At 63.2% G+C, this 22833-nt stretch carries 20 protein-coding genes; 8 read left to right on the top strand and 12 right to left on the bottom strand.

Annotated features, from left to right (window positions below):
* Positions 1 to 85 precede the first annotated feature (85 nt).
* From ACP3TE_RS07935 to benA, 4 genes are all read right to left on the bottom strand, one after another.
* The gene (locus ACP3TE_RS07935) at positions 86 to 892 is read right to left on the bottom strand and encodes a 1,6-dihydroxycyclohexa-2,4-diene-1-carboxylate dehydrogenase (RefSeq protein WP_286134080.1); all 807 of its coding nucleotides are present in this window, start codon (positions 890 to 892) and stop codon (positions 86 to 88) included.
* Positions 889 to 2424, bottom strand: coding sequence for a benzoate 1,2-dioxygenase electron transfer component BenC (benC, locus tag ACP3TE_RS07930; RefSeq protein WP_105662267.1), 1536 nt, complete (start codon positions 2422 to 2424; stop codon positions 889 to 891). The genes ACP3TE_RS07935 and benC overlap by 4 nt, the downstream gene beginning before the upstream one ends.
* Before the next feature lie 78 nt (positions 2425 to 2502).
* Positions 2503 to 3033, bottom strand: coding sequence for a benzoate 1,2-dioxygenase small subunit (gene benB, locus ACP3TE_RS07925; protein WP_105656489.1), 531 nt, complete (start codon positions 3031 to 3033; stop codon positions 2503 to 2505).
* Between the two features lie 19 nt (positions 3034 to 3052).
* Positions 3053 to 4411 carry a benzoate 1,2-dioxygenase large subunit gene (gene benA, locus ACP3TE_RS07920; protein ID WP_426735947.1) on the bottom strand — a complete coding sequence of 453 codons (1359 nt, stop codon included), beginning with the start codon at positions 4409 to 4411 and terminating at the stop codon, positions 3053 to 3055.
* Between the two features lie 237 nt (positions 4412 to 4648).
* On the opposite strand from benA, the gene ACP3TE_RS07915 reads away from it, so the two are divergent.
* Both ACP3TE_RS07915 and ACP3TE_RS07910 read left to right on the top strand, forming a co-directional pair.
* Positions 4649 to 6067 carry an MFS transporter gene (locus ACP3TE_RS07915; protein WP_105656491.1) on the top strand — a complete coding sequence of 473 codons (1419 nt, stop codon included), beginning with the start codon at positions 4649 to 4651 and terminating at the stop codon, positions 6065 to 6067.
* Positions 6036 to 6461, top strand: a complete 426-nt coding sequence (locus ACP3TE_RS07910) for a DUF1801 domain-containing protein (protein WP_105656492.1) — start codon at positions 6036 to 6038, stop codon at positions 6459 to 6461. The genes ACP3TE_RS07915 and ACP3TE_RS07910 overlap by 32 nt, the downstream gene beginning before the upstream one ends.
* 24 nt (positions 6462 to 6485) lie before the next feature.
* Here ACP3TE_RS07910 and ACP3TE_RS07905 read toward each other — a convergent pair whose 3' ends face one another.
* On the bottom strand, positions 6486 to 6899 hold the full coding sequence (locus tag ACP3TE_RS07905) for a hypothetical protein (RefSeq protein ID WP_105656493.1): 414 nt from the start codon (positions 6897 to 6899) through the stop codon (positions 6486 to 6488).
* 112 nt (positions 6900 to 7011) lie between these two features.
* Positions 7012 to 8121 carry a hypothetical protein gene (locus tag ACP3TE_RS07900; protein ID WP_105656494.1) on the bottom strand — a complete coding sequence of 370 codons (1110 nt, stop codon included), beginning with the start codon at positions 8119 to 8121 and terminating at the stop codon, positions 7012 to 7014.
* Between the two features lie 402 nt (positions 8122 to 8523).
* Here ACP3TE_RS07900 and ACP3TE_RS07895 point away from each other — a divergent pair, with 402 nt between their 5' ends.
* From ACP3TE_RS07895 to ACP3TE_RS07880, 4 genes are all read left to right on the top strand, one after another.
* Positions 8524 to 9300: an electron transfer flavoprotein subunit beta/FixA family protein gene (locus ACP3TE_RS07895; RefSeq protein WP_105656495.1), complete on the top strand. Its 777-nt coding sequence runs from the start codon at positions 8524 to 8526 to the stop codon at positions 9298 to 9300.
* Between the two features lie 14 nt (positions 9301 to 9314).
* Positions 9315 to 10295 carry an electron transfer flavoprotein subunit alpha/FixB family protein gene (locus ACP3TE_RS07890; RefSeq protein WP_105656496.1) on the top strand — a complete coding sequence of 327 codons (981 nt, stop codon included), beginning with the start codon at positions 9315 to 9317 and terminating at the stop codon, positions 10293 to 10295.
* Positions 10296 to 10300: 5 nt separating this feature from the next.
* Positions 10301 to 12118: a cytochrome b/b6 domain-containing protein gene (locus ACP3TE_RS07885; protein WP_105656497.1), complete on the top strand. Its 1818-nt coding sequence runs from the start codon at positions 10301 to 10303 to the stop codon at positions 12116 to 12118.
* Between the two features lie 102 nt (positions 12119 to 12220).
* Positions 12221 to 12877 carry a class I SAM-dependent methyltransferase gene (locus ACP3TE_RS07880; RefSeq protein ID WP_105656498.1) on the top strand — a complete coding sequence of 219 codons (657 nt, stop codon included), beginning with the start codon at positions 12221 to 12223 and terminating at the stop codon, positions 12875 to 12877.
* A gap of 65 nt (positions 12878 to 12942) precedes the next feature.
* On the opposite strand, the gene ACP3TE_RS07875 is transcribed toward ACP3TE_RS07880, so the two are convergent.
* From ACP3TE_RS07875 to ACP3TE_RS07855, 5 genes are read right to left on the bottom strand one after another with little or no spacing between them, the layout of a single operon-like run.
* Positions 12943 to 14427 (bottom strand): rhamnulokinase, encoded by a 1485-nt coding sequence (locus ACP3TE_RS07875; RefSeq protein ID WP_426735942.1) that lies wholly within the window; start codon positions 14425 to 14427, stop codon positions 12943 to 12945.
* Positions 14424 to 16475: a bifunctional aldolase/short-chain dehydrogenase gene (locus tag ACP3TE_RS07870; protein WP_426736211.1), complete on the bottom strand. Its 2052-nt coding sequence runs from the start codon at positions 16473 to 16475 to the stop codon at positions 14424 to 14426. Before ACP3TE_RS07870 ends, ACP3TE_RS07875 begins: the two co-directional genes overlap by 4 nt.
* Before the next feature lie 47 nt (positions 16476 to 16522).
* Positions 16523 to 17830: an MFS transporter gene (locus ACP3TE_RS07865; RefSeq protein WP_426735940.1), complete on the bottom strand. Its 1308-nt coding sequence runs from the start codon at positions 17828 to 17830 to the stop codon at positions 16523 to 16525.
* A gap of 2 nt (positions 17831 to 17832) precedes the next feature.
* On the bottom strand, positions 17833 to 19005 hold the full coding sequence (gene rhaI / locus ACP3TE_RS07860; protein ID WP_105656500.1) for an L-rhamnose isomerase: 1173 nt from the start codon (positions 19003 to 19005) through the stop codon (positions 17833 to 17835).
* 33 nt (positions 19006 to 19038) lie between these two features.
* Positions 19039 to 19386 (bottom strand): L-rhamnose mutarotase, encoded by a 348-nt coding sequence (locus ACP3TE_RS07855; protein ID WP_105656501.1) that lies wholly within the window; start codon positions 19384 to 19386, stop codon positions 19039 to 19041.
* Positions 19387 to 19638: 252 nt separating this feature from the next.
* Here ACP3TE_RS07855 and ACP3TE_RS07850 point away from each other — a divergent pair, with 252 nt between their 5' ends.
* Together ACP3TE_RS07850 and ACP3TE_RS07845 are read left to right on the top strand one after the other, a co-directional pair.
* Positions 19639 to 20661 carry a LacI family DNA-binding transcriptional regulator gene (locus tag ACP3TE_RS07850; RefSeq protein ID WP_208294242.1) on the top strand — a complete coding sequence of 341 codons (1023 nt, stop codon included), beginning with the start codon at positions 19639 to 19641 and terminating at the stop codon, positions 20659 to 20661.
* A 98-nt stretch (positions 20662 to 20759) separates the two neighbouring features.
* Positions 20760 to 20912, top strand: coding sequence for a hypothetical protein (locus ACP3TE_RS07845; RefSeq protein WP_166650735.1), 153 nt, complete (start codon positions 20760 to 20762; stop codon positions 20910 to 20912).
* Between the two features lie 99 nt (positions 20913 to 21011).
* Here ACP3TE_RS07845 and ACP3TE_RS07840 read toward each other — a convergent pair whose 3' ends face one another.
* Positions 21012 to 22796 carry a plasmid pRiA4b ORF-3 family protein gene (locus ACP3TE_RS07840; protein ID WP_426735937.1) on the bottom strand — a complete coding sequence of 595 codons (1785 nt, stop codon included), beginning with the start codon at positions 22794 to 22796 and terminating at the stop codon, positions 21012 to 21014.
* Positions 22797 to 22833: the final 37 nt, after the last annotated feature.

Here is a 22833-nt window from a genome sequence, read left to right as displayed (position 1 = left end):
CCGGGATGGTGCTGGATGGAACAAACGGCCCGTGATCACGAGCCGTTTGTTCCATGGTGGTGCGTTTGTGGTGCCGGGACTGCCGCTAGCCGAGGTCTCCTCCGGCCACCGCGAGGGTGGAACCGGTGATGTAGGAGGCCTCATCCGAGGCCAGGAACACGATGGGCGCCGACTGCTCGTCCAAGGTGCCGTAGCGCTTGAGCAAGGTGGAGTCCACGGTCTGGTCCACGATGGCCTGGTACCAGGCCTTTTCCTGCTCGCCGGTGGGCGCCGGCCCGCGCTTGACTACCCGCTCAGGGGCTTCGGTGCCGCCAGGCGCGGTGGCGACCACGCGGATGCCCAACTCGGCGCCCTCCATGGCCAGCGCCGAGGTGATGGCCTTGACCCCGCCCTTGGCCGCCGCGTACGGGACGCGGTTCATGCCGCGGGTGGCGACCGAGGAGACGTTCACGATGGTTCCGGATCGGGCCTGGACCATTTCCTCGAAGACCGCACGGCACATCCACAAGGTCGGGAACAGCGATCGCCGGATTTCCTTTTCGATCTCCTCGGGCGCGTAGTGCTCGTAGGGCTTGGCCCAAATGGTTCCGCCCACGTTGTTGACCAGCACATCGATGCGTCCGAACTGGTCCTTCGCGGCGGTGACCGCAGCCAGCGCGCCCTCGTAGGTTTCCAGGTCGGCGGTCACGCTCAACGCGGTGGCGCCGTCGGCGCGCAGAGCCCCGGCCACCTCGTGGATCAGCGCCGCGCGGTCCACGAGCACCATTTCCCCGCCCTCGGCGGCGATGCGCCGGGCCACGGACCAGCCGATGCCCTGGGCGGCGCCGGTGACCATGACGACCTTGCCGGCAAAGCGGCCCGGATGGAAGGACTCGGGCAGCCCGGCGCTCACTGGGCCGCTGCCTTGGAAGCGGCGGCCATGGTGGCCTTGGCGTGCTGGTTGTGCGCGGTGATCGCCGCGCGGGCAGCGGCGATGTCCTGCTTTTCGAAAGCGGCGACAATGCCCAGGTGGTCGGCGTCGACGGCCCCGTCGATCCAGTGCTCCTGGCGCAGCACGGCGGCCATCAGCGCAGGCACGTCCAGGCGGCGGTAGGCCTGCAGCAGGTGCTCGTTGCCCACGGCCTTGAACAGGAATTCGTGGAAGGCGTCATTGGTGACGGTGAATTCCTCGGCGTTGATGAACTTCTCGCCATCCAGGGTCTTGCCGGCCAGTTCGGCCAGGACCTTGAATTCGCCCAGCTGGCCCTCGGCCAGCTTGCCCATGGTCAGCTCGACGACGGCCAGTTCCAAGGCCATGCGCGCATCGAACTGGGCCTCGAAGCTGGCGTGCTCCTCGCCGATTTCGTAGCCCTGGTCGGCGGCGGCTTGCGCGGCGGGCGCCTCGGCAGCCGGGGCGGCAGGCTCGGCGTCCGGAACGACGGCCAGCGCGAACTTCTCGTAGTAGAAATTCTGCGGCTTGAGGCCTTCGGCTTCCAGGTGGCGGCGCACGCCCTCCACCATCGGAGGCGGGCCGCAAAGGTAGATATCCACGTCGCCCTCGGCCAGGTGCTGCGGCTCGAAGTGGTTGGTGACGTAGCCCTTCTTCTGTGAAGCGCTGTCAGGGTCACCCACCACGGTGTCGAAGCTGAAGCCCGCGATGCGCTGGGTGTAGTCCTGCAGCACATCGAGTTCGACCAGGTCGATGTCGGTGTTCACGCCGTAGATCAGGTGCACCGGGTGCGGGTTGTCCATGCCGGCCAGCTTCTCCAGGATGGCCAGCAGCGGGGCCAGGCCGGTGCCGCCGGCGAGCAGCAGCGATTGGCGCTTGGGTTCGCGCAGGAAGAAGCTGCCCATCGGGCCGGTGAAGGTGATGCGGTCGCCCACCTGCGCGGTATCGCGCATGTAGGTGGACATCAGACCGCCATCGGTGATGCGGATCAGGAAGGAGACGATGTCCACTTCCGGGCCCGAGCTGAAGGAGTAGGAACGGGTCTGCCCGCCGGAGCCGGGCACCTCGATGTTCACGTACTGGCCGGGCAGGAAGGAGAGGTCTTCGCGCTTGTCCACCTCGAGGCTGAAGGCGTAGGTGGTTTCGGAGATGCGGCGGATCTCGCTCAGCGTGGATTCGAAGGAGGCGGCCGAGGTCTTGGCGACATCCGAGGTGGTCGGGATCTGCAGCACGAGGTCGGATTCGGGGACCATCTGGCAGGGCAGGCAGTATCCGGCCTCTGCCTCGTCGTCGGTCAAGGCTTCTTCGATGTAGTCGCCGCCGTCGTACTTGCCCGACTCGCAGAAGGCCTTGCAGGTGCCGCAGGCGCCGTCGCGGCAGTCCAGCGGGATGTTGATGCGGGCTTTGTAGGAGGCATCGGCGACGGTTTCGTTCGCGCCGACCTTGATGAAGCGGGTGATTCCGTCTTCAAAGGCGAGGGCTACCTGGTGGGACATGGCATGCTCATTTCACAGGATTCGGGGATGGGCGATTCGGCGGGGCCTGCACTGGCCCCGCCGCCCAATGGGTGTCGCTTAGATGTGGTAGATGTCCACGACGTGGTGGATGTAGTCGTTCTTCAGGACGACCTTCTTCGCGGTGATCACCGGCGCAGTGCCGGAGTAGTCGATCGTGTAGAACGAGGTGCCGAAGTAGGTGTCCACGTTCTGGTAGCGGTAGTACAGGGTGAACCAGTTGAAGCGGATGTCCACCTTGTCGCCGTCCACTGCAACGATCTCCACGTTGGTGATGTTGTGCCCGGTGCGCGGCTCGGGCAGCGAGGTGGCCGAGGAGCGGTCGGTCTTGATGCGGAAGACGCGGTCTTCCAGGCCGCCGCGGTTAGCGTAGTAGATCAGCGAGATCTCGCGCTGCGGGTCTTCGGTCAGCTGCTCGTCATCGGCCCAGGCCGGCATCCAGAAGGTGGCTTCCGGGTGGTAGCAGTCCAGCCAGCGGTCGAAGTCCCGGTCATCGAGGAAGCGGGCTTCCTGGTAGAGGAACTGCGCGATATCCGCGGTGGTGACTGCGCCGTTGGAAGTCGGCGCCTCGGTCAGTGCGATGGTGCTCATCTGTCTTGTCCCTTCGGCCTTAGTTCTGTGCTTCGCGTTCGTTATCCACGGCTTGGCGCATGGTCTGCAGCCAGTAGCCGTGCTGGATCGGGTACAAGCCCTCGTCCTCGGTGCGCGCTCCGGAGGAGATGGGCTTCAGGCCCACCTTGTCCGCGTTCTCATCCGGGCCGGTGATCTGGTGGGCCTGGCCGCGCGAGAGGTCATTCCACTGCGCCGAGGTGGCCAGGTAGGTCTTCTGGCAGGAGCGGAATTCTTCCAGGTCATCCGGGGTGGCCATGCCCGAGGCGTTGAAGAAGTCCTCGTACTGGCGGATGCGGGCCGCGCGCGCGGTGTCCGATTCGCCCACCGGGGCGAAGCAGTAGATGGTCACCTCGGTCTTGTCCACGGAGATCGGCCGGAAGACGCGGATCTGCGAGCCGAACTGGTCCATCAGGTACACGTTCGGGTACAGGCACAGGTTGCGCGAAATGCCGATCATCCAGTCGGCCTTGGCTTCGCCGAACTTGGTGACCAGCTCGTCGCGCTTCTCGGCCAGCGGGCGGTTGGCCGGGTCCAGCCATTCGGTCCACAGCAGCAGGTGGCCGTGCTCGAAGGAGTAGTAGCCGCCCTTCTGCTTGTCCCAGCCGCCGGCGTCCATGGTCTTGGTGTCGTTGGAGGATTCGCCGTTGGCGCGGCGGGCCTGGGTGGCGGCGTAGTTCCAGTGGGTGGCCGAGACGTGGTAGCCGTCGGCGCCGTTCTCCGCCTGCAGCTTCCAGTTGCCGTCATAGGTGTAGGTCGAGGCGCCGCGCAGCACTTCCAGGCCTTCTTCGGACTGGTCAACCATCATGTCGATGATCTTCGTGGCCTCGCCCAGGTGCTCTTCCAGCGGCAGGACATCGGCGTTCAGCGAGCCGAAGAGGAAACCGCGGTAGTTCTCGAAACGGGCAACCTTGGTCAAATCGTGGGAGCCGTCCTTGTTGAACTGCTCCGGGTAGCCAGCTCCCCGCGAATCCTTGACCTTGAGCAGCTTGCCGGAGTTGTTGAAGGTCCAGCCATGGAACGGGCAGGTGAAGGTGGTGCGGTTATCGGTCTTGCGCCGGCAGAGCATGGCTCCGCGGTGGCTGCAGGCGTTGATCAGCGCATTGAGTTCGCCCTGCTTGTTGCGCGAGATGATGATGGGCTGGCGGCCGATGTTGGTGGTGTAGTAGTCGCCGATGTTCGGGATCTGGGACTCGTGGGCCAGGTACACCCAGTTGCCTTCCCAGATGTGCTTCATTTCCATCTCGAAAATCTCTTCGTCGGTGAAGATATTTCGGTTGGCGCGGAACTCTCCGGTTTCCGGGCTGTCAACCAGCGCGTTATCCAGCAGGCTGGATACCTCGTTCAGGGTCTCGGTCATGGCGTGGTGTGCTCCGTCCATTCAATGCTCGTTTAAAGGGGAAACCGCTGCAGCCGGTTTGCATGGATTCAACCTTGGCAGAAAGTGCGGGCGGTCACACTAGGGTTATGCCTAGGCTTGGGCTAGGCATCTGACTACTATGTTTTCGATCGTCTGAATTCACACCTGTTGCCTATCAATGCATCGGCGTATTCTTTTGCTACGACCACCAGCCACTTTTTCGAAGCAGGCTTGCCCATGCGCGATGAAGGACCCCCTGATCTCCCGCCGGCCCACGGCCAGAACCCCGAAGTTCCGCCGCAGGGCCAGCGCTCTTTCATGCACATCCTGGTCAACACCGCCGTCGCGAACCTCACCACCAGCTACCTGTGGTTCGCGCTGACCTTCTGGGTGTACCTGGAGACCGAGAACGTCATGGCCACCGGCATCATCGGCGGCGCATTCATGCTGCTGATCTCCGTGTTCTCCATGGTTTTCGGGACGATCGTGGACAACCACCGCAAGAAATCGGTCTTCGTCTTCTCCGCGATGATCACCGCTGTGGCCTTTTCCCTGGCTGGGCTGATCTACCTCTGGCTGCCCACGAAGGACATCCTGGATATCGGAGGATGGCAGTTCTGGATCTTCTGCCTGGTCATCCTGTTCGGCGCGATCGTGGAGCAGATGCGAGGCATCGCGCTGTCCACGACGGTCACCTTGCTGATCCCGGTCGAGCGCCATGCCAACGCCAACGGACTGGTAGGCACGGTGCAGGGCATCGCCTTCATCATCACCAGCGTGTTCTCCGGGCTGTCCATCGGGCTGCTGGGGATGGGATGGACGCTGGCCATTGCCATCGTGATGGTCGTGGTCACGATGCTGCACCTTTTGGGCATCTCCATCCCGGAGGAGGAACCGGAAAAGGAGGAAGGGCGGACCAAGACCAGCGACCTGCGCCTGGGCTTCACTACAGTGATGGCCATCCCTGGCCTATTCGCGCTGATCATCTTCTCGATGTTCAACAACTTCATCGGCGGCACCTACATGGCGCTGATGGATCCCTACGGGCTGACCATCATGCCGGTCGAAGCCTGGGGCATCACCTTCGGGCTGGCATCCACCGGCTTCATCATCGGCGGCTTGGCCATCGCCAAGTTCGGCCTGGGGGCCAACCCGATCCGCACCATGCTCCTGCTGGTTGCCGTCATGGGATTCCTCGGCGCGATCTTCACCATCCGCGAATGGACGTGGCTCTATGTGCTGGGCATCTGGCTCTACATGATGCTGATCCCGGCGGTGGAAGCCTCGGAGCAAACGGTGATCCAGAAGGTGGTCACCTTCCGCCGCCAGGGCCGGGTGTTCGGCTTCGCCCAGATGATGGAAGCCGCCGCGGCGCCGATTACCGCTTTCCTGATCGCGCCGATAGCCCAGTACCTGGTCATCCCCTTCATGCGCTCGCCAGCGGGCGACGACCGATTCGGCTGGCTGGTGGGGCAAGGCCAGGCGCGCGGCATCGCCTTGATATTCCTGGCCGGCGGGCTGATCATGATTGTGGTGGCGCTGCTGGCCATGGGCACCAGCCAGTACCGCAAGCTGTCGACAATTTTCCAGGCCGAATCACCTGGAGCACCCGAGGAGGCATCACTTGCCAACAAGTCAGAAGACCCTTCCAACTGAGGCCAGCGTGGAGGAATTCATTGAGGCGGCAACCCCGGCCAAGCGCCGGGTTGACGGCCACGAACTGGACCGCATCTTCCGCGAAGCCACCGGCGAGCAGCCGGTGATGTGGGGACCGAGCATGGTGGGCTACGGAAGCTACACCTACATCTCCCCTGCCAATGCGCGCACCACGGGCATCTGGCCCAAGACCGGTTTCTCGCCGCGCAAGGCCCAGCTCTCGCTCTACGGGCTGAAGGACCTTCCCGAGGGCGCCCAGCTCTTGCCGCAGCTGGGCAAATACACCGAGGGAGCCGGTTGCGTGTACGTGAAAAAGCTGGAGGACATCGACCTGGAGGTGCTGCGGAAACTGATCTCCATCGCTGCCTCGCGGCAGGACGACCAGGCTCGATAGCCTCCAGGGGCTTCGCTCCGCCGCCTAGTTCGCCACGGCGGCCAGCCGGGCCTTCCTGAAACCCCTGAAAATTGCCCGCCCGCCTGCAACTGCACCCAGCACAATTGCCACCGCACCCGAGAATAGCGAGACGGCCATGGGAAGCTGCGGGCTGGCGGAATCCGGGAAAGCGTCAAAGAGCAGTAGCGTCCAGAAAAGGCCGGGAATCACCCCGGCGGCCAGGGCGCTGAAGCTGAACACCAGAGCGTGCAGCCAGCGCTCGGTTGCGCTTCCCAGCCATGCCATCACGCCGGCAACTGCCAGCCATGGAAGCAGCGGGAACGCCAAGGGCACCCACAGGTCGGGTTCGGACCACCATGGGGCATCCGCGATCAGCGGATCCACGATCAGCAGCAGCACCGCGAAGAGGATCCCGCTGGCTGCAGGCAGCCAGCTCATTGGCCGATTATTTTTCTTGCCCATTAGCGATTGCCTGCTTGCTACTAGCGAATATCTTCCTAGGTTGGATGATACCCGCAGACTGGTGCCGCTGCGGGTATCATCCCCTGCCTTATTCGGCTTCTTCGAAGAAGGCCTCGACCTCTGAGATGCCGGCGGAGATGACCGGAACCAGGCGCTCGTCGATGCTGTAGTGCTCGCCGTCCTTGGAAATCAGACCGTAGCCGACCAAGGAATCCATGGCGATGCGGGCTTCTGGAAGCACGGCATCGTAGATCTTCGGACCGCAGTTGCGGCGCAGGCCCTCCAAGTCCCCTTCGCGGCCGGTGGATGCGGTGACCAGCAGGTTACGCAGCACCAGGTAATGGGCTTCATCCCGCAAGGTGACATCGAAGGTCGGGTTCAGGTGCGCCTGGACGCAGCCGACAGCCATCTCGAAGAGCAGCTGCGCGCTGCCCGCTTCCTCGCCGGCAACCAGCAATTCGTAGGCGTCCGGATCCGTGCGCAACACCGATCCTTCCGACTCCACGACGGACATCCGGCCGGCGCTCCAGATGTAGTTGAAGGCTAGTGGCGCCGGGCCTTCCGGGTCGAAGGTTTCGGCATCCAGGCCAACGGCAGTCAATACCTTGGCGCGCGGCGCTTCGGCTGCTGCACTGAAGTCCTCCATGTCCACGCCTTCGGCCACCGCCTGGGCATAGGCCTTGACCTGGCTGAACAACCTGGTTTCGCGCAGCAATCCGCATAGCTCCGCGTCGCCCTCGGCAAAACCATTGAGCGTATCTTCCAGCATCTCGCGCAGGGCTTCGAGGTTCTCCGCAGGGCCCTGCCAGAGCATGCGCTGCTCGATGAAGCTGAAGTATTCCAGCCATGTGGTGAAGATCGGCTCCGGAGCCAAGGATTCCGGCAGGTTGCCCAGGTGCTCGGCCAGAGTCTCACCGAAGACATCGATGTCCAGGTCGAACAGGTTCGAGCTGCGGGCGTTCTCGGCGTACTGGCCGGCGATCTGCCCGATGACGTCCAGCTGCATGCCCGCTGCCTGCGCCGCCTGTTCAGGCGAAAAGGCAGGAACCTGCTGCGCTACCCAAGTTGTGTAGTCCTGGCGAAGCGCATTGATCTGCTGTTCAGCCTGGATCAGGAACACGCTGCGACCGCGCGCTGCCGCCTTGGCAGGATTTCCTGCGCCCGAGTTCTTCTTGCCTTGACGCTTTTTGCTGGCCATGAGCCGTCCTTTGGTTCCGAAATTGGTCTCTGGTTAAAGCCTACGGTGCCCGCCCGAAGCCGGGCGAATAGCGCGATGCGGCTCACCTGCGTGGAAGCATGCCCGGATGACCCCGCCGGACCGTGGACCTTTGGTGTTCAAGGTGCTCACTTGCTGTTTTCTTGTCCACTTTCATTGACCAATGGCGCTGAATCCGACAAGATGAACAGCAAAGACAGACGTAGCCTGCGACACAATGCTTTCAGCTCTGCAGAAAATCTGCGCCGTGGCCTATTAATGAACTTGGATTTCCTAGTAGTTTCGGCGGGGGCCGCTTCAGTGGTCCGCGAAGCCCCGGATCATTGGTGATTTCCGGCCATCGGCTGTCCTGGCAGATGCTACTGCGATAAGAGGGAGAAAATAATGAAGATCGCGGTTTTGATCAAAGAAGTCCCAGATACCGGAGAGGACCGCCTGCTGGATCTGGAGACCGGCCTGGCCGACCGTGCCGCTTCAGAAGTGGTGCTCGATGAAATCGGCGAGCGGACCCTGGAAGTTGCGCTGAAGCATGCTGATGCGAACCCTGGAACTGAAATCACCGTGCTGACCATGGGCCCGGATTCAGCTCAGGCCACCCTGCGCAAGGGTTTGGCCATGGGTGCTGCCAGCGCCGTGCATATCAGCGACGAGGAGCTTCTCGGCGCCGATCTGGTCCTCACCGCGCAGGTCCTGGCGGCGGCTTTGCGCCGAGGCAGCTACGATCTGGTCCTCACCGGCAACATGTCCACCGACGGCTCCGCGGGCATGCTCCCGGTCATGCTGGCCGAGCTGCTTGATCTTCCGGCGGCGACCTCGTTGTCCTCGGTAGAAATTGCCGACGGCGCGATCAGCGGATTGCGCGAGCTGGATGGCGCTGCCGCCCAGATCAGCGCTCCATTGCCAGCGGTCGCTTCGATCACCGAGGCATTGCCAGATGCCCGCTTCCCGAATTTCAAGGGCATCATGGCCGCGAAGAAGAAACCGGTCGAGTCCCTGTCCCTGGCCGATTTGGGCGTCGAGTCCCTGCCTGCGGATACTGCGCGTTCCATCATGGTTTCGGTGGCCCAGCGCCCGCCCCGCACCGCCGGAACTGTCATTGCCGATGACGGCGATGCCGGTAACGCAGTGGCCGAATTCCTCGTCAAGAACAACCTGGTGTGAGCGGAAAGAAAACCATGACTTCCTTTGCTTCTGATTCAATTCTTGTTTTCCTCGAGACCACGGCCACTGGAACGCTGGCCAAGAACCACGCGGAACTGCTCGGCGCCGCCTCTGCCGTGGGCACCCCGGTAGCGCTTCTCGCCGCTCCGGCCGGATCCCTTGATTCACTGGCGGCGCAAGCCAGCGAGTCTGGCGCCGCGCAGGTACTCACCGCCGCCGTCGATTCTCCGGTGCTGACCGCGCCGATGGCTGACGCGCTGCAGCAGGCCTTCGGGCAAATCCAGCCACAAGCCGTGCTGCTGGGGCATACCCTGGCTTCGCGCGAAGTGGCCGCACGCTTCGCGGTGCGCCACCGCTTGGCGCTGAGCGTCGATGCGCTCGGTGTTTCGCGTGATGACCAGGGAATCATCGCAGCCCACTCGATCTACGGCGGCGCGTATTCGACCCACAGCGCCCCGACCTTCGGCGCGCCGGTGATCACCGTGCGCGTGGGCAGCATCGAAGAGCGTGCCCAGGCCCAACCGGCGAGCGCGATCCCGCTGGAGGTAGCCGCCAGCGCCAAGCCGGAGGTCGAGGTCAAGGAACTGAGAACGGCCGAAACGGCATCCACCCGTCCCGAGCTGCGTTCCGCGGCACGCGTGGTCTCCGGTGGCCGCGGGTTGGGCAGCGCGGAGCAGTTCGACCTGGTGCACCAGCTGGCCGATGCCTTGGGCGCTGCCGTGGGCGCGTCGCGTGCGGCGGTGGATGCCGGATACGTCGAGCATGCCGCCCAGGTGGGCCAGACCGGCGTGGCAGTTTCTCCCCAGCTGTACGTGGCACTGGGCATTTCCGGAGCCATCCAGCACAAGGCGGGCATGCAGACCGCCAAGACCATCATCGCCATCAACAAGGATGCCGATGCGCCGATCTTCGAGATCGCCGACTTCGGCGTGGTGGGGGATGTCTTCAAGGTCGTGCCCCAGCTGATTTCCGCCTTGGAAGCACGCAAGGCCTGATCGCCATGAACGCACCAAACCAATCCATCCGCCAGGGGCTGCCGCGCGTGGCAGGCGGCGATCCCTGGCCGCCAGCCGAGCTGTTCGCTCCCGCTGCAGGCGCCGCGGTCCCGGCAGGGCCTAGCGCGGTCGAGGATGCTGCAGAACCAGTTCTCGACCAGCCCGTTGGCCCGTCGGTGCCTGCGGAACCAACGCCTGGCCAAGCATCTGCTAGTTCCGGAGCCAGCGCACCGGCCGCGGAACCTGTTGCAGATCAGGGCGCGGTTGCCGGGCTTCTTCGCCAGGGCCTGCCACGGGTTGCCGGCGGCGGGCCGTGGCCGCCTGCGGGAACGCCGGTCGCCGCGAACGCTCCAGCCGCATCGCAGAACGCTTCCGCTGCACCAGCACCCGAGCCGGTTGCCGAGCTAGTTGGCGAACCGGTTGCCGAACCGGTAGCTGAATCAGCGCCGGCGGCCCCCGAACCAGTTGCCACCGCGGGTACCGCCCCGGCCACAGCGGTTTCCAGTGCCGGGGCACCAGCAGTTCGCCGTGGCCTGCCGCGCACCGCCGGTGCAGAACCGTGGCCGCCAAGTTCATTCGTGGCAGCTCCCGTTGTTGCCGCAGCTCCAGCGGCTCCAGCGCCTGCGCTCCCGCCGGCACCGGTTGCGGAAGCTGCCCAGGCCCAGGCCGCACCGGCCACCCCGCCGAGGGCAGAGCCAGCACCCGCAGATCCGGTGGCCCAGGCATCCGGCGCCGCGCTGGCCTCGGAGCCTGCGGCCGCCGAGGCGCAGGCTGCTCCTGCCCGTACCCGCATGGGTGCGCAGGAACCTGCCGCGCCAGCAGCCGCGGCAAGTAACGCGCCGGCCGCCGGGCGCGCGACCAAGCCGGCACCCCAGGCAGCGGCAAAGAGCAAGAAAGAAGCGGCCAAGCATGGCCCGCTGACGACCAAGCAGTGGGTGCTGGCTGGAATCCTTGGCGCATTCTGCGCCTTGGGCATCGCCACCGCCGTGGTGCTCGTTGCCCGCGGCATTGCCGGCATCGATGCCGTGGAGTCATTCATGGAACGCTACCCGGGTGAGTACCACCTGCCGGACTCGGCACCTCTCGGGTTCCCTGGCTGGCTGGCATGGAACCACTTCTTCAACTTCTTCCTGATGGTCCTGATCATCCGTTCTGGCATGCTGGTCAGGCACCAGAAGAAGCCGCCTGCCTATTGGTCCTCGAAGCGCAGCCCGAAGGTGAGCATCAACCTCTGGCTGCATCAGGGTCTAGACCTGCTGTGGATCATCAATGGCCTGGTGTTCCTCGTGCTGCTGTTCGCCACAGGCCACTGGATGCGCATCGTCCCGACGTCGTGGGAGGTCTTCCCCAACGCGATTTCGGCGGCCTTGCAGTACCTGACGCTGGATTGGCCCACCGAAAACGGCTGGGTGAACTACAACTCGCTGCAGCAGCTGGCCTACTTCACCACCGTATTCATCGCGGCCCCGGTCGCGGCGATCACCGGCTTCCGGCTCAGCGCCTTCTGGCCGAAGAACATGCCAGCATTGACCGCGAAGTACCCGATCGAGGTTGCCCGCGCGCTGCACTTCCCAACCATGCTGTACTTCGCTGTGTTCATCCTCGTGCACGTGATCCTGGTGTTCTCCACCGGGGCGCTGCGCAACCTGAACCACATGTACGCGGCCCAGGGTTCCACGGATCCAGCCGCGTACGCGGATAACTGGACCGGACTGCTCTTCTTCGCGCTCTCGCTGCTCGTAATCGCCGGCGCCTGGCTGGCCTGCCGGCCAATGATCCTCGCATCCATTGCCCGGCTCTTCGGCAAGGTCAGTGCAAGGTAGGAGCAGCGATTCTTGCCTCTGGCGCAAAACTGATCGCGCATGGGGTCGATCGTCAGTAGGGTCGATAACAACGGCCTTACTGACGAATGGGGAACAACGAAAATGAGCCACCACCACGAACACCACACCAAAGAACATGATGATGTCGCCTTCTGGGAGAACCACTACGGCCAGTCCGAGCGGGTCTGGTCAGGCAAGGTCAACCAGGTCATCGAGAACCTTGTCGCCCCGCTGGCCCCCGGCACGTCGCTGGATATCGGCTGCGGGGAGGGAGGCGATGCGCTGTGGCTGGCCACCCATGGCTGGAAGGCTACCGGGGTCGACATCTCGCCCACCGCGGTGAAGCGCGCGCAGGAAGAAGCGGCCAAGCACGGTCTGGACGCGGGGCAGACCCGCTTCATCGCCTCGGATCTGGCTGCGTGGAATACCGGGGAAACCTTCGACCTGGTGACCTTGAGCTTCTTCCAGGCACCCTTTGAATTCCCTCGCGCCAGCTTCCTGCGCAAGGCAGCGACCCTGGTCGCACCCGGCGGCCACCTGCTGGCCCTGTCCCATGCATCGATGCCGTCCTTCGCCAGCAAGCCCGATCACCAGATGCCCGTGTTCCCCAGCCCCGAAGAGGAACTGGAAGCTTTGGCTCTGGATCCGGCGCAGTGGGAGGTGCTGTGCGCCGAGGTCCGCGAACGCACCATCATCGGTCCCGATGGCAATCCGGCGACCCTGGAGGATGCCGTGGTATTCGTGCAGCGCAAGGTGTAAAAAGTTCGACCCTCCAGCCCCATCGGGCTGGAGGGTCAACGACGGCCTAGATATCCCACACGGATCTAGGCCAGCTTCAGGGCCTGCGACGGGGCGTAGGCGCCTAGCGGCACCGAGTCGCGCACCACGTCGCGCAGGTTCAATGCATCACCGCCCGCAGGCATAGCCGCTTGCAACTGCACGAGCACGTTGCCCAGGGCGGTGCATTCCACGGGTCCGGAAATGACCGGCACGCGCGCATGGTCTGCAGTGCGCTGGCACAGCAGCTGGCCTTGCGAGCCGCCTCCGACAATATGGATGTTCTCCAGCTCGAATCCACCCAACCGCGCGGCTTCTGCAGCTTGGCGGGCGAAACTCTGAGCCAGCGACTCGACGACCACCCTGATCACTTCGGCAGGTGAGCACGGGCGCTGCCCGCCGGCGGCTTCCACCGCATCGCAGATGCGCTGGGCCATCTGGCCAGGAGCCAGGAACCGCTCGCTTTGAGGATCGATCAGCACCTGCGGAACAGGCAATTCCGCGGCCTCGGCAAGGAGCTGCTCCAAGCTGGTTTCTTCCCTTCCGGCGGCTTCCGCGTCGTCGTTCCATTGGCGGATCGACTCGCTGAGCAGAAAGGTTCCGGCGACGTTCTTCAGGAACCGGACACTGGAATCCAGCCCCAGCTCGTTGGTGAATCCCGCTTGATGCGCTTGCTCGGTGAGTACCGGGCGGTCCAGCTCCACACCAACCAATCCCCACGTTCCGCAAGAGATATAGGCGGATTGCCCGCTGGAGAGCGGGGTCGCGACCACTGCGCTGGCCGTGTCATGGGAAGCGACCGCCACTACCTGGACTTCGTGGCTGGCTCCGAATTCCGCAGCCAGCTCGGGCAGCAGTGCGCCCACCGGCTGGCCAGGGTGCACTAGCTGCGCGAGCTTTCCCGAAAGCCCCAGTTCAGCAACCAGATCCTCGTCCCATGTACCGGTGCTGTGGTTCAGCAACCCGGTAGTGGAAGCGTTCGTCCACTCGCTGCGCCGCTGCCCTGTGAGCATCCAGTTGAAATAGTCGGGAACCAGCAGCAGCGCCTCGGCGTTCGCCAACCGGTTTTCCAACTTCTCGGCTTGCAACTGGTACACGGTGTTGAACGGAAGGAATTGCAGCCCATTGCGTGCAAACAACTCGCGCCGGCTGAATTTCTGTTCCAGCGCAGCAACCGCGCGCTCATTGCGCGGATCCCGGTAATGCCGCACTTCTCCCAGGCGCTTGCCGTCCTTGAGCAACGCATAGTCCACCGCCCAGGAGTCCACCCCGATGCTGGCGATATCCCCGCGCTGCGCGAAAGCCAGCGAGAGGCCGTGGCGAATTTGCGCCCAGAGCTCATCGATATCCCAGGCCAGCGCTTCTTGCCGCGCCCCTGGTTCCAGGCTCGACAGCGGAACCGGTCCGTTGGCGAAACGGTGGACGGCAGTGAGCTGGAGCTTCCCGTCCACCATCTGGCCGATCATGACACGTCCGCTGGTGGCGCCGAGGTCGATAGCTGCGACCGGCGCGCTCTCTGCTTGCTTGCTCATCGCAGGAAGGCTGCCGCCACTCCGGAATCCACCGGAATGTGCAATCCGGTGGTCCGGGTCAGTTCCGGCCCGGTCAGCACGAACACGGCATCGGCAATGTTCTCCGGGATGACCTCGCGCTTCAGGATCGTGCGGTTTGCGTAGAACTGCCCCAGATCCTCCTCTGCCACGCCATAGGTCGCCGCACGCTGGGCACCCCAGCCGGAGGCGAAGATCCCGGAGCCGCGCACTACGCCATCGGGGTTGATGCCGTTCACGCGCACGCCATGCTCGCCCAATTCTACGGCCAGCAAGCGCACCTGATGCGCCTGGTCGGCCTTCGTGGCCGAGTAGGCAATATTGTTCGGACCTGCGAAGACCGAGTTCTTGGAGGAAATGTAGATGATATCGCCGCCGAGCTTCTGCTCGATCAGCACCTTGGCCGCGGCCTTGGAAACCAGGAACGATCCCTTGGCCATCACATCATGCTGCAGGTCCCAGTCGGCCTCGGTGGTTTCCAGCAAGGGCTTTGAAAGCGAGAGGCCCGCGTTGTTCACCACCAGGTCCAATCCGCCAAATGCCAGCACCGCCTCATCGATGGCACGTTGCACGGCGTGCGCATCGGCCACGTTGGCGGCGACGCCAACGGCCACATCTGCTGTACCCAGCTCCGCCGCGGCGGCCTGCGCCTTGTCCAGGTCCAGGTCTGCGATGACCACGCAGGCTCCCTCGGCTGCCAGCCGCTGCGCCACGGCCTTGCCGATGCCCGACGCGGCACCGGTGACCAGGGCGATGCGCCCGGCATGGGATTTGGGCTTGGGCATGCGCTGCAGCTTGGCTTCCTCCAGCGCCCAGTATTCAATGCGGAACTTCTCGGCATCGGAAATCGGCGTATAGCTGGAGACCGCTTCGGCGCCGCGCATGACGTTGATGGCATTGAGGTAGAACTCGCCAGCGACCCGTGCGGTCTGCTTATTCGCCCCATAGGAGAACATGCCGACGCCCGGGACCAGCACGATCAGCGGGTCGGCCCCGCGCATCGCCGGAGAGTCCAGGTCCTTGTGGGCCTCGTAGTAGGCCTGGTAGTCAGCACGGTACTGCGCATGCAGTTCTTCCAGGCGAGCGATCTGCTCCGATACGCCTGCGGGAGCGGGAAGATCCAGCACCATCGGCTTGATCTTGGTGCGCAGGAAGTGGTCCGGGCAGCTGGTGCCCAGGGCCGCCAGCTGCGCCAGCTTCTGGCGCGAGAGGAAATCCAGGACTCGCTGGTCATCGCTGAAGTGCCCCACCATGGGCTTGTCGGTGCTGGCCAGGCCGCGGATGCTCGGGGCCAATGCGGCGGCGCGGGTCCGGCGCTCCTCCTCGTCCAGCGGCTCGAATCCGGGAACCACAGGACCGAAGGGCTCCGGTGCGCCGTGCTCGTCAAGGTAGGCAGCGGCGGTGTCGATGATCCACAGCGAGTTGGACTCGGATTCCTGGGAGGTATCTCCCCAGGCGGTGATGCCATGGCCGCCGAGGATGCAGCCCACGGCTTGCGGATTGGCGTCCTTGATCGCGGCAATATCCAGTCCCAGCTGGAATCCGGGGCGGCGCCAGTCAACCCAAGCCACCTTGTCGCCGAAGATCCTTGCGGTCAGCTCCCGGCCGTCCTTGGCAGTGGCAATGGCAATGCCGGAGTCCGGGTGCAAGTGGTCGACGTGGTTTGCGTTGACCAGCCCATGCATTGCGGTATCAATGGATGGCGCGGCGCCTCCCTTGCCGTGCAGGCAGTAATCGAAGGCCGCGACCATCTCGTCTTCGCGCTCCACGCCCGGGTAGGCGTCCACCAGCGAGCGCATGCGGTCCAGGCGCAGGGTCGACAGCCCCTTTTCGGTCAACGTGCCGAGGTCCCCGCCCGATCCCTTGACCCAGAGCAGCTCAATTTGCTCACCGGTGACCGGGTCTTTCGCGGTGCCCTTGGCCGAGGTGTTTCCACCGGCGTAGTTGGTGTTCTTCTTGTCTGCACCCAACCGGTTGGATCGTTGAATCAGTTCCTGTGCGGTGGTGCGTGTCGCGATGGTGTTGCTCATGGTGTTCTTGTCTTCCGACTCGTTAATGTGCATGGGGGCAGTGGTTCTCAGGCGTCGACTTTGGTGGCCCTGGTTTCATATCCATAGCGCTCCAGTTCGATCTCTTCCAGCGACTTGCCTCGCGTTTCCGGCGCCCAAATGGTGCCGATCAGCAACGCGACGACCAGCAGGCCGATGATCAGGAGGCCAAGCTTTTCCAAGCCCAGGTTGGTGAGCAGTACCGGGAACACCAACGAGAGCAGGCCGACAAGCACCCGGGCAAGCATGAACAGCACGCCCTGTGCACTGGCGCGGTAGCGCGTGGCGAAGAGCTCCGCGGTCCATAGCCCGTAGAAAGCCTGCGCGCCGATACCCGCCGAGATGCCCCAGGCCACTGCGTAGAACAGCAGGGAGAAGGCACCTGGAGGAGCGAAGATCAGCACGGTCCAGGCCGCAACACCCAGCAGGGCGCCACCGAAGTAGAGCCAACGCCGCGAGACCTGGTCTCCGTATTTCATGAATCCGAAATAGGTTGCGGCGGCGGTCAGCACCCAGACCAGCACCTGGAGCAGGTTCTGCTGGGTAGCGGATTCAACGCCAGCGGCAGCATAGACGCGAGGCTGGAAAATGCCAGCCTGCCCTGCCACGGTATTCCATAGCCCATAGACGCCGAGCAGGAAGAAGAGCGCGCTCCAGTTGCGGCGGTCGGCCAGCAGCCCGCGCATGCCGGAGAAGAACGAGGCTTTCACGCCAGCAGCCGTTTCCGCGGCACGTTGCTCCTTCCACCTCCTGGACTCGGGCAATCCGCGGCGGACCCACCAAGTGACAGCGGCGATCAGGAAAAGATGGAAGAAGATTGCCCGGGAGCCGTTCACGCCCCAAGGCTCAACCAGGATCGCCAGCGCGAAACCGATGGCTGGGCCAATCGACCACGCCAGCTGAGCGGTGCCCACGTGCGTAGCACGCGATTCCTGCGGAGCCTCCTCGGCAATGTAGGTCCAGGAGGCTGGAACGCCTGCGCCCACGGCAATGCCCATGAGGACCACGCCGATGATCAGCAGGCTCGTACCGGAGGAGAAGGTGATCATCAGGGCGCCGACCATGAACACGATCAGGTCGTAGGTATAGATGAACTTGCGGCCCAGACGGTCGCAGAGCGGTCCGCCGATCAGTGCACCCAGGGCCGCGCCGAACGCGTTGGCCGACACGGCAGCGATGACACCGACCAGCGCGTCGTCGAATCCGAACGCGCCCTGCCACAGGCTGAGGCTGGTGGCCAGCGCAATGATGGCTCCGGCTTCTATGTAATTGCTCATGGCTACGGCAATGGTGGCTTTCCACCCGGAGATGCCGCGCTTCTTTGCTGCGGTGTTCATGATCAGGCTCCCCATCCTGCTTGCACGCCACCAGCGCGCGATGCTTCGATTCGGCTCTGGTAATCGGAGGTGCGGAAGGCCTGCATCGGATCGGCTGGCAGGCCGCGCGTTGCGCGCCATGCTTCCAGGTCGGCCCGCACGTCGGTGTAGAAGGCATCCATGAAGATCTCGTTGGCGGCCAGGACATCACCGGAAATCTGTGCTTCAGTCAGCGCTACGCGGTCGATCAGCAACGCCCGGGCCGTCATTTCCTGCACGTTCTGGACGCTTCTGATCTGGCCCAGGATCTTGTTCTCCACGTTGTGGCACTGATCGAGCATGAAGGCCACAGGCGTGTCCTGGTCCAGTCCGCCACCGCGGATCACCTCGGCCATGATGCGGAACAGCTGATACGGGTCTGCCGAGCCAACGATCAAGTCGTCATCCGCGTAGAAGCGGGAATTGAAGTCGAAGGATCCGAGCTTGCCAAGCCGCAGCAGCTGCATCACGATGAACTCGATATTGGTGCCTGGCGCATGGTGCCCGGTGTCCAGGCAAACCATGGCCCGATCCCCCAAGGCCGCAACCTGGGCATAGGACGTTCCCCAGTCGGGCACGTCGGTGTGGTAGAAGGACGGTTCGAAGAACTTGTACTCCAGCACCAGGCGCTGGTCTCCGGAAAGCCGCGCATATATTTCGGCCAGCGAATCGCCTAGCCGGTCCTGGCGCCCGCGCATATCCGCTTGGCCTGGATAGTTCGAGCCCTCTGCCAGCCAGATTTTCAGGTCCTGGCTTCCGGTGGCATCCATTACGTCGATGCATTCGAGGTGGTGGTCGATTGCCTTGCGGCGGATCTTCGGATCCTCATGGGTCAAGGCGCCGAACTTGTAATCGTCATCCTGGAAGGTATTCGAATTGATGGTTCCGAGGCTGACGCCCAGGCCTTCTGCATGCTCGCGCAGCACGGTGAAGTCCTCGACCTTGTCCCACGGAATGTGCAGGGCCACCGAGGGAGCCAGTCCGGTCAATCGGTTGACTTCAGCCGCATCGGCGATTTTTTCGAAGGGATCGCGCGGGGTCCCGGGGGTCGAATAGACCTTGAAGCGGGTGCCCGAATTTCCATAGGCCCAGGAAGGGACTTCGATGGCAAGGCGGTCAAGGATTTGCAGGTGCTCAGGGCTCAGCTTCGAGCTCATGGAACTCTCCATTTCTAGTAATTCTGCGGGCTACTACTGCTGGGATGCGGCAAGTGCGGCCAGCTGGTTTTCGAGATTGAAGACCTCGCGCAGACGCGGCGCTTGCTGATCTGGCCGGCCGCCCAGGCTGAGGAAGAATCGGCTCATTTCCGCTTCCCACGCTGCGGTGCGCGGGTCGGAGTCCAAGGCGGCCTGGGCAGCGCTGTCGTCATCGGTTTCGTAATAGCCGATCAGCAACCCGTCCTCGCGCAGAAAGAGTGAGTAGTTGCGACGCCCGGCTTCTTCGATGGCTTGGAGCATCTGCGGCCACACTTCCCGGTGGCGCGACACATACTCGTCGATCAGGTCGGGATTGACCTGCAATTGAAAGCAAACTCGCATCGTACTACTCTTCCGGAGCGCTGGAACTGGGTGGGCAAAACTGTGCGATCCGATTCGCTTTGCACAAAAATGAATCGTTTCAATCGCTTCGAAATTCGAGTGTAGAGCAGGTCACACTTGAATTGCAAGCGGTCGGTCGATCGAATGCCGCATTCTTTTGAATCCTTTCAAAAAGCTGTTGGGATTCCAGTTCCCATCCGTGCGCCAGTTATACTCGCAGAAGAACAACTCACCGAAGAACAGGAAAGCTCTGTGGCCGTCAGCGTCAAGGAAGTTGCCGCCGAGGCGGGCGTTTCTGTAGGCACCGTCTCCAACGTGCTCAACCGGCCCCAGGTTGTTTCCGAACACACCGTTTCCAAGGTCACCGCAGCCATCGAGAAGCTCGGCTTTGTCCGCAACGATGCGGCCAGGCAACTGCGTGCCGGCCGCAGCCGGAGCTTCGGGCTCGTCGTCCTCGATGCACGCAACCCGTTCTTCATGGACGTCACCCAGGGCGCCCAGCATCGTGCCTTGGACAACGGCTACACCGTGCTGATGGGAGCCAGCGACAATTCCCTGAGCACCGAACAGCAACTGCTGGATCTCTTCGAAGAGCAACGCGTCGCCGGAGTACTCATCTCCCCCTTGCACAGCGACTTGAGCCGGCTCTGGCGGATCCGCGAAGCGGGCACGCCAGTGGTGCTGGTGGACCGCGGAAGTGGCGACCGCAGCTTTTCATCGGTCTCCGTGGACGATGTGGAAGGCGGAAGAATTGCCGTACGGCACCTGCTGGACATTGGCAGAAAGCGGATCACCTTCGTCGGCGGACCGCAGAGCATCGAACAGGTCCAGCACCGATTAACGGGAGCCCAATCGGTATTGGCCCAAGCCCCGGATGCCGTGCTGGAGCACATGCCTACCAAGAACCTGACTGTGCTGGAAGGACGGGCAGCCGGAGAGCGTATTCTTGCCATGGATCCTGCACAGCGCCCCGACGGGATCTTTGCGGCCAACGACCTGCTCGCGTTGGGCATACTGCAGGCCCTGGTGATGTCCGGCGAACTCAGTGTTCCCGAGGATATTGCTCTGGTGGGATACGACAATATCGACTTCGCCGAGTCGGCCGTCATCCCGATTACCACCGTGCGCCAGCCAGCAGAAGAAATCGGGCGAACCGCTGTCGACGTCTTGCTGCGCGAAGCAGAAGCGGGCGATCAAGCGGTCCGCGAGCAATTCGTTTTCACTCCCAAGCTCGTTATCCGTGCATCGACTGTGGCCCCGAGCCAAGCGCGCTGACGTTTACCTTAGGGGTTCCTGAAAAGCGGGTTCTGCAGCTTCTGATGCCCAGCGGTTCTTGCTAGGTTGGCATTCCAAGCAACGAGAGGGATGGATTTATGAGCGAGAACAACCCTGAAGCCCGACTGCACAAGGCAGAGGCCGAAGAGCCCGATACCATTTCCGACCCTGCTTTGAATGATGAAGTTGGCCAGGACTGGACCGATGAAGGCGGAGCGACGCCGCATGGAGCCGCGCTAGACGACGACTAGGCCAGAGGGCCAACCAGCCGAAAACCAAAAATGCCCGTGGGTTGCCAAGTTTGAAAGTTTGGCAACCCACGGGCATTTTCACTGGCTTGAATCAGCCGCCTAGAACTCGAACTCCAGGTGGGCATTGACTTCGTCCTTGTTGAAATACGCCGGATCGATCTCGTATTCCTCTTCGTAACCGAAGTTCGAAAGCCAGTCTTGCACTTCCTCGTACTCCGGGTCCGTCGGATCATCGAGAATATCCAGCTTGGCTTCCCAGCCACCGATCCCGCCGCTGTCCTCCATCGGAGCCATGCGCCGGCCGCCGGTGCATCGCGGCAGCTGGCCGCCATCGGCATCCAGGATCTTCTCGACGTCGATGCGCACTTCCCAGTTGTCCCCGAAGTCGTACAGGTAATCCAGGCGGTCTTTTTCCTTCTGCAGCAACGAGGAAACCAGGGTTTCCGCTTCGTTCTTCTGGTAGTCCATGTCGTCAATCTCTGGACCATATGAAGTGCCGCCGAAGCCACCCTCGTAGAAGCTGTGCAGGTGCCCGTCGTACCAGTCGAAGCTCGCTTGGATGATGTCGTGCAGGTCGCCAAGGTTCAGGTCCATGGGCACCAGCACGCGACGCCAGATCGGCGGCTTGGCGTCCTTGAGGGTCAGCTTCAGCTGCAGCACCTTGCCGGTATACGGTGTTTCGCGCTTCAGGCGTTTCGGCTCGTCATCGTCCGGCCCGAACATCGCGTCGAGATCAGTGTCGTCGAATTCATCCTCATCGAGCAGGTCCTGTTCAACGTCGGTAATCGCCAGGCGGACGATAGTGGGCACCGAGTACGCTTCGCCATCTTCGATAAGGCCAAGTACGCGCAGTTCATGCATGCGCACATGCGCGGTTTCCCATACCTTTGGCGACCATTGATCATCTCGCGGGTCAGCCACGCGATGCGGGTTGCCTTCGATCCCCTCGACGATCCAGAACGCTGCCAGCCCCCAGGCTTCAAGGCTGGCGTCATCGCCGCCTTCCGGCTTTTCCAGCAACGAGTCCAGGCAGGCCTGGATGAAGTAGAAGTTCGGCTCGAAGGAGTCGGCGTCTTCATGCTGCATGATGTCTTCGTACGTCACGCCGCGCTCCGGCTTGCCCTGTTCGGGCAGCTTGATGGCGCTGACCGATTCCAGTGCCGAGAGCACGACCGCAACCATCAGGCCCCTGCGCGATTCGTGGACTTCCGGAGGCAGCTGGTCGGCGAGCGCTATTGCGGCCGTTTCCAAGAATTCAGACGCCGGCAAGCTGGCCCACAGATTCTTGCCCTCGGTGAGGGTCCAAGCCAAGAAGGCACGGCCCAGCTTGCTGATCCGCATGGCGGCGATTTCAGCCAGGGCCGCTTGAGAGGCCTCGTCAGATGCCATGATCTCGTCAATTTCATCGTTTTCATCGATGCCGTCATCACCGGCGAATGGATCCTGGGCTTCCAGCGACTTCCGGAACCACTCCAGGCTTTCGGCCTCGCGCTCCCACAGACCGGCATCGCGCAAGAACTCGACGTAATCCGCCCAGGCCATATAGATCATGGTTCCCAGCCCATTATCGGCGGCATCGGGATTCTCGGCCTCTTCGAATTCAATCATCGAGCTGAGCACTGCCAGCAGTTTGGGCGGATCAAAATCGGTAACCTTGTCCAGGTCGACGACTTCGGCGTAGATGCCCAGGGTTTCGCGCACTGCGGCAAGGACCATCAGGGCCAGTTCTGGGTCATCGCGGTTCTCGGAGAACCAGCGTACGAACTGCGGCGTGAGCGCGTCCAGGCCGCGCCCCACCTTCACCCGGTCCAGGGAGACGACGCCCTCTTGCAGGCGTGCCGGATGCCCCTGCTTGGGCTTCTGCTTCTTCTTTTTCTTCGCCATCGGACTGCTTTCCTGGTCGTTTGCTTCTCCCCCTAGG

The organism is Glutamicibacter sp. 2E12 (assembly GCF_050030965.1).
Lineage (GTDB): Bacteria > Actinomycetota > Actinomycetes > Actinomycetales > Micrococcaceae > Glutamicibacter.
This window is presented reverse-complemented; position numbering and strand designations above follow the sequence as displayed.

Coding starts and splice junctions, on each gene's coding strand:
- benC (WP_105662267.1), bottom strand. CDS start 2,424: ATGTCCCACCAGGTAGCCCTCGCCTTTGAAGACGGAATCACCCGCTTC.
- benB (WP_105656489.1), bottom strand. CDS start 3,033: ATGAGCACCATCGCACTGACCGAGGCGCCGACTTCCAACGGCGCAGTC.
- benA (WP_426735947.1), bottom strand. CDS start 4,411: ATGACCGAGACCCTGAACGAGGTATCCAGCCTGCTGGATAACGCGCTG.
- ACP3TE_RS07915 (WP_105656491.1), top strand. CDS start 4,649: ATGCGCGATGAAGGACCCCCTGATCTCCCGCCGGCCCACGGCCAGAAC.
- ACP3TE_RS07905 (WP_105656493.1), bottom strand. CDS start 6,899: ATGAGCTGGCTGCCTGCAGCCAGCGGGATCCTCTTCGCGGTGCTGCTG.
- ACP3TE_RS07900 (WP_105656494.1), bottom strand. CDS start 8,121: ATGGCCAGCAAAAAGCGTCAAGGCAAGAAGAACTCGGGCGCAGGAAAT.
- ACP3TE_RS07895 (WP_105656495.1), top strand. CDS start 8,524: ATGAAGATCGCGGTTTTGATCAAAGAAGTCCCAGATACCGGAGAGGAC.
- ACP3TE_RS07890 (WP_105656496.1), top strand. CDS start 9,315: ATGACTTCCTTTGCTTCTGATTCAATTCTTGTTTTCCTCGAGACCACG.
- ACP3TE_RS07885 (WP_105656497.1), top strand. CDS start 10,301: ATGAACGCACCAAACCAATCCATCCGCCAGGGGCTGCCGCGCGTGGCA.
- ACP3TE_RS07880 (WP_105656498.1), top strand. CDS start 12,221: ATGAGCCACCACCACGAACACCACACCAAAGAACATGATGATGTCGCC.
- ACP3TE_RS07875 (WP_426735942.1), bottom strand. CDS start 14,427: ATGAGCAAGCAAGCAGAGAGCGCGCCGGTCGCAGCTATCGACCTCGGC.
- ACP3TE_RS07870 (WP_426736211.1), bottom strand. CDS start 16,475: ATGAGCAACACCATCGCGACACGCACCACCGCACAGGAACTGATTCAA.
- ACP3TE_RS07865 (WP_426735940.1), bottom strand. CDS start 17,830: ATGAACACCGCAGCAAAGAAGCGCGGCATCTCCGGGTGGAAAGCCACC.
- rhaI (WP_105656500.1), bottom strand. CDS start 19,005: ATGAGCTCGAAGCTGAGCCCTGAGCACCTGCAAATCCTTGACCGCCTT.
- ACP3TE_RS07855 (WP_105656501.1), bottom strand. CDS start 19,386: ATGCGAGTTTGCTTTCAATTGCAGGTCAATCCCGACCTGATCGACGAG.
- ACP3TE_RS07845 (WP_166650735.1), top strand. CDS start 20,760: ATGAGCGAGAACAACCCTGAAGCCCGACTGCACAAGGCAGAGGCCGAA.
- ACP3TE_RS07840 (WP_426735937.1), bottom strand. CDS start 22,796: ATGGCGAAGAAAAAGAAGAAGCAGAAGCCCAAGCAGGGGCATCCGGCA.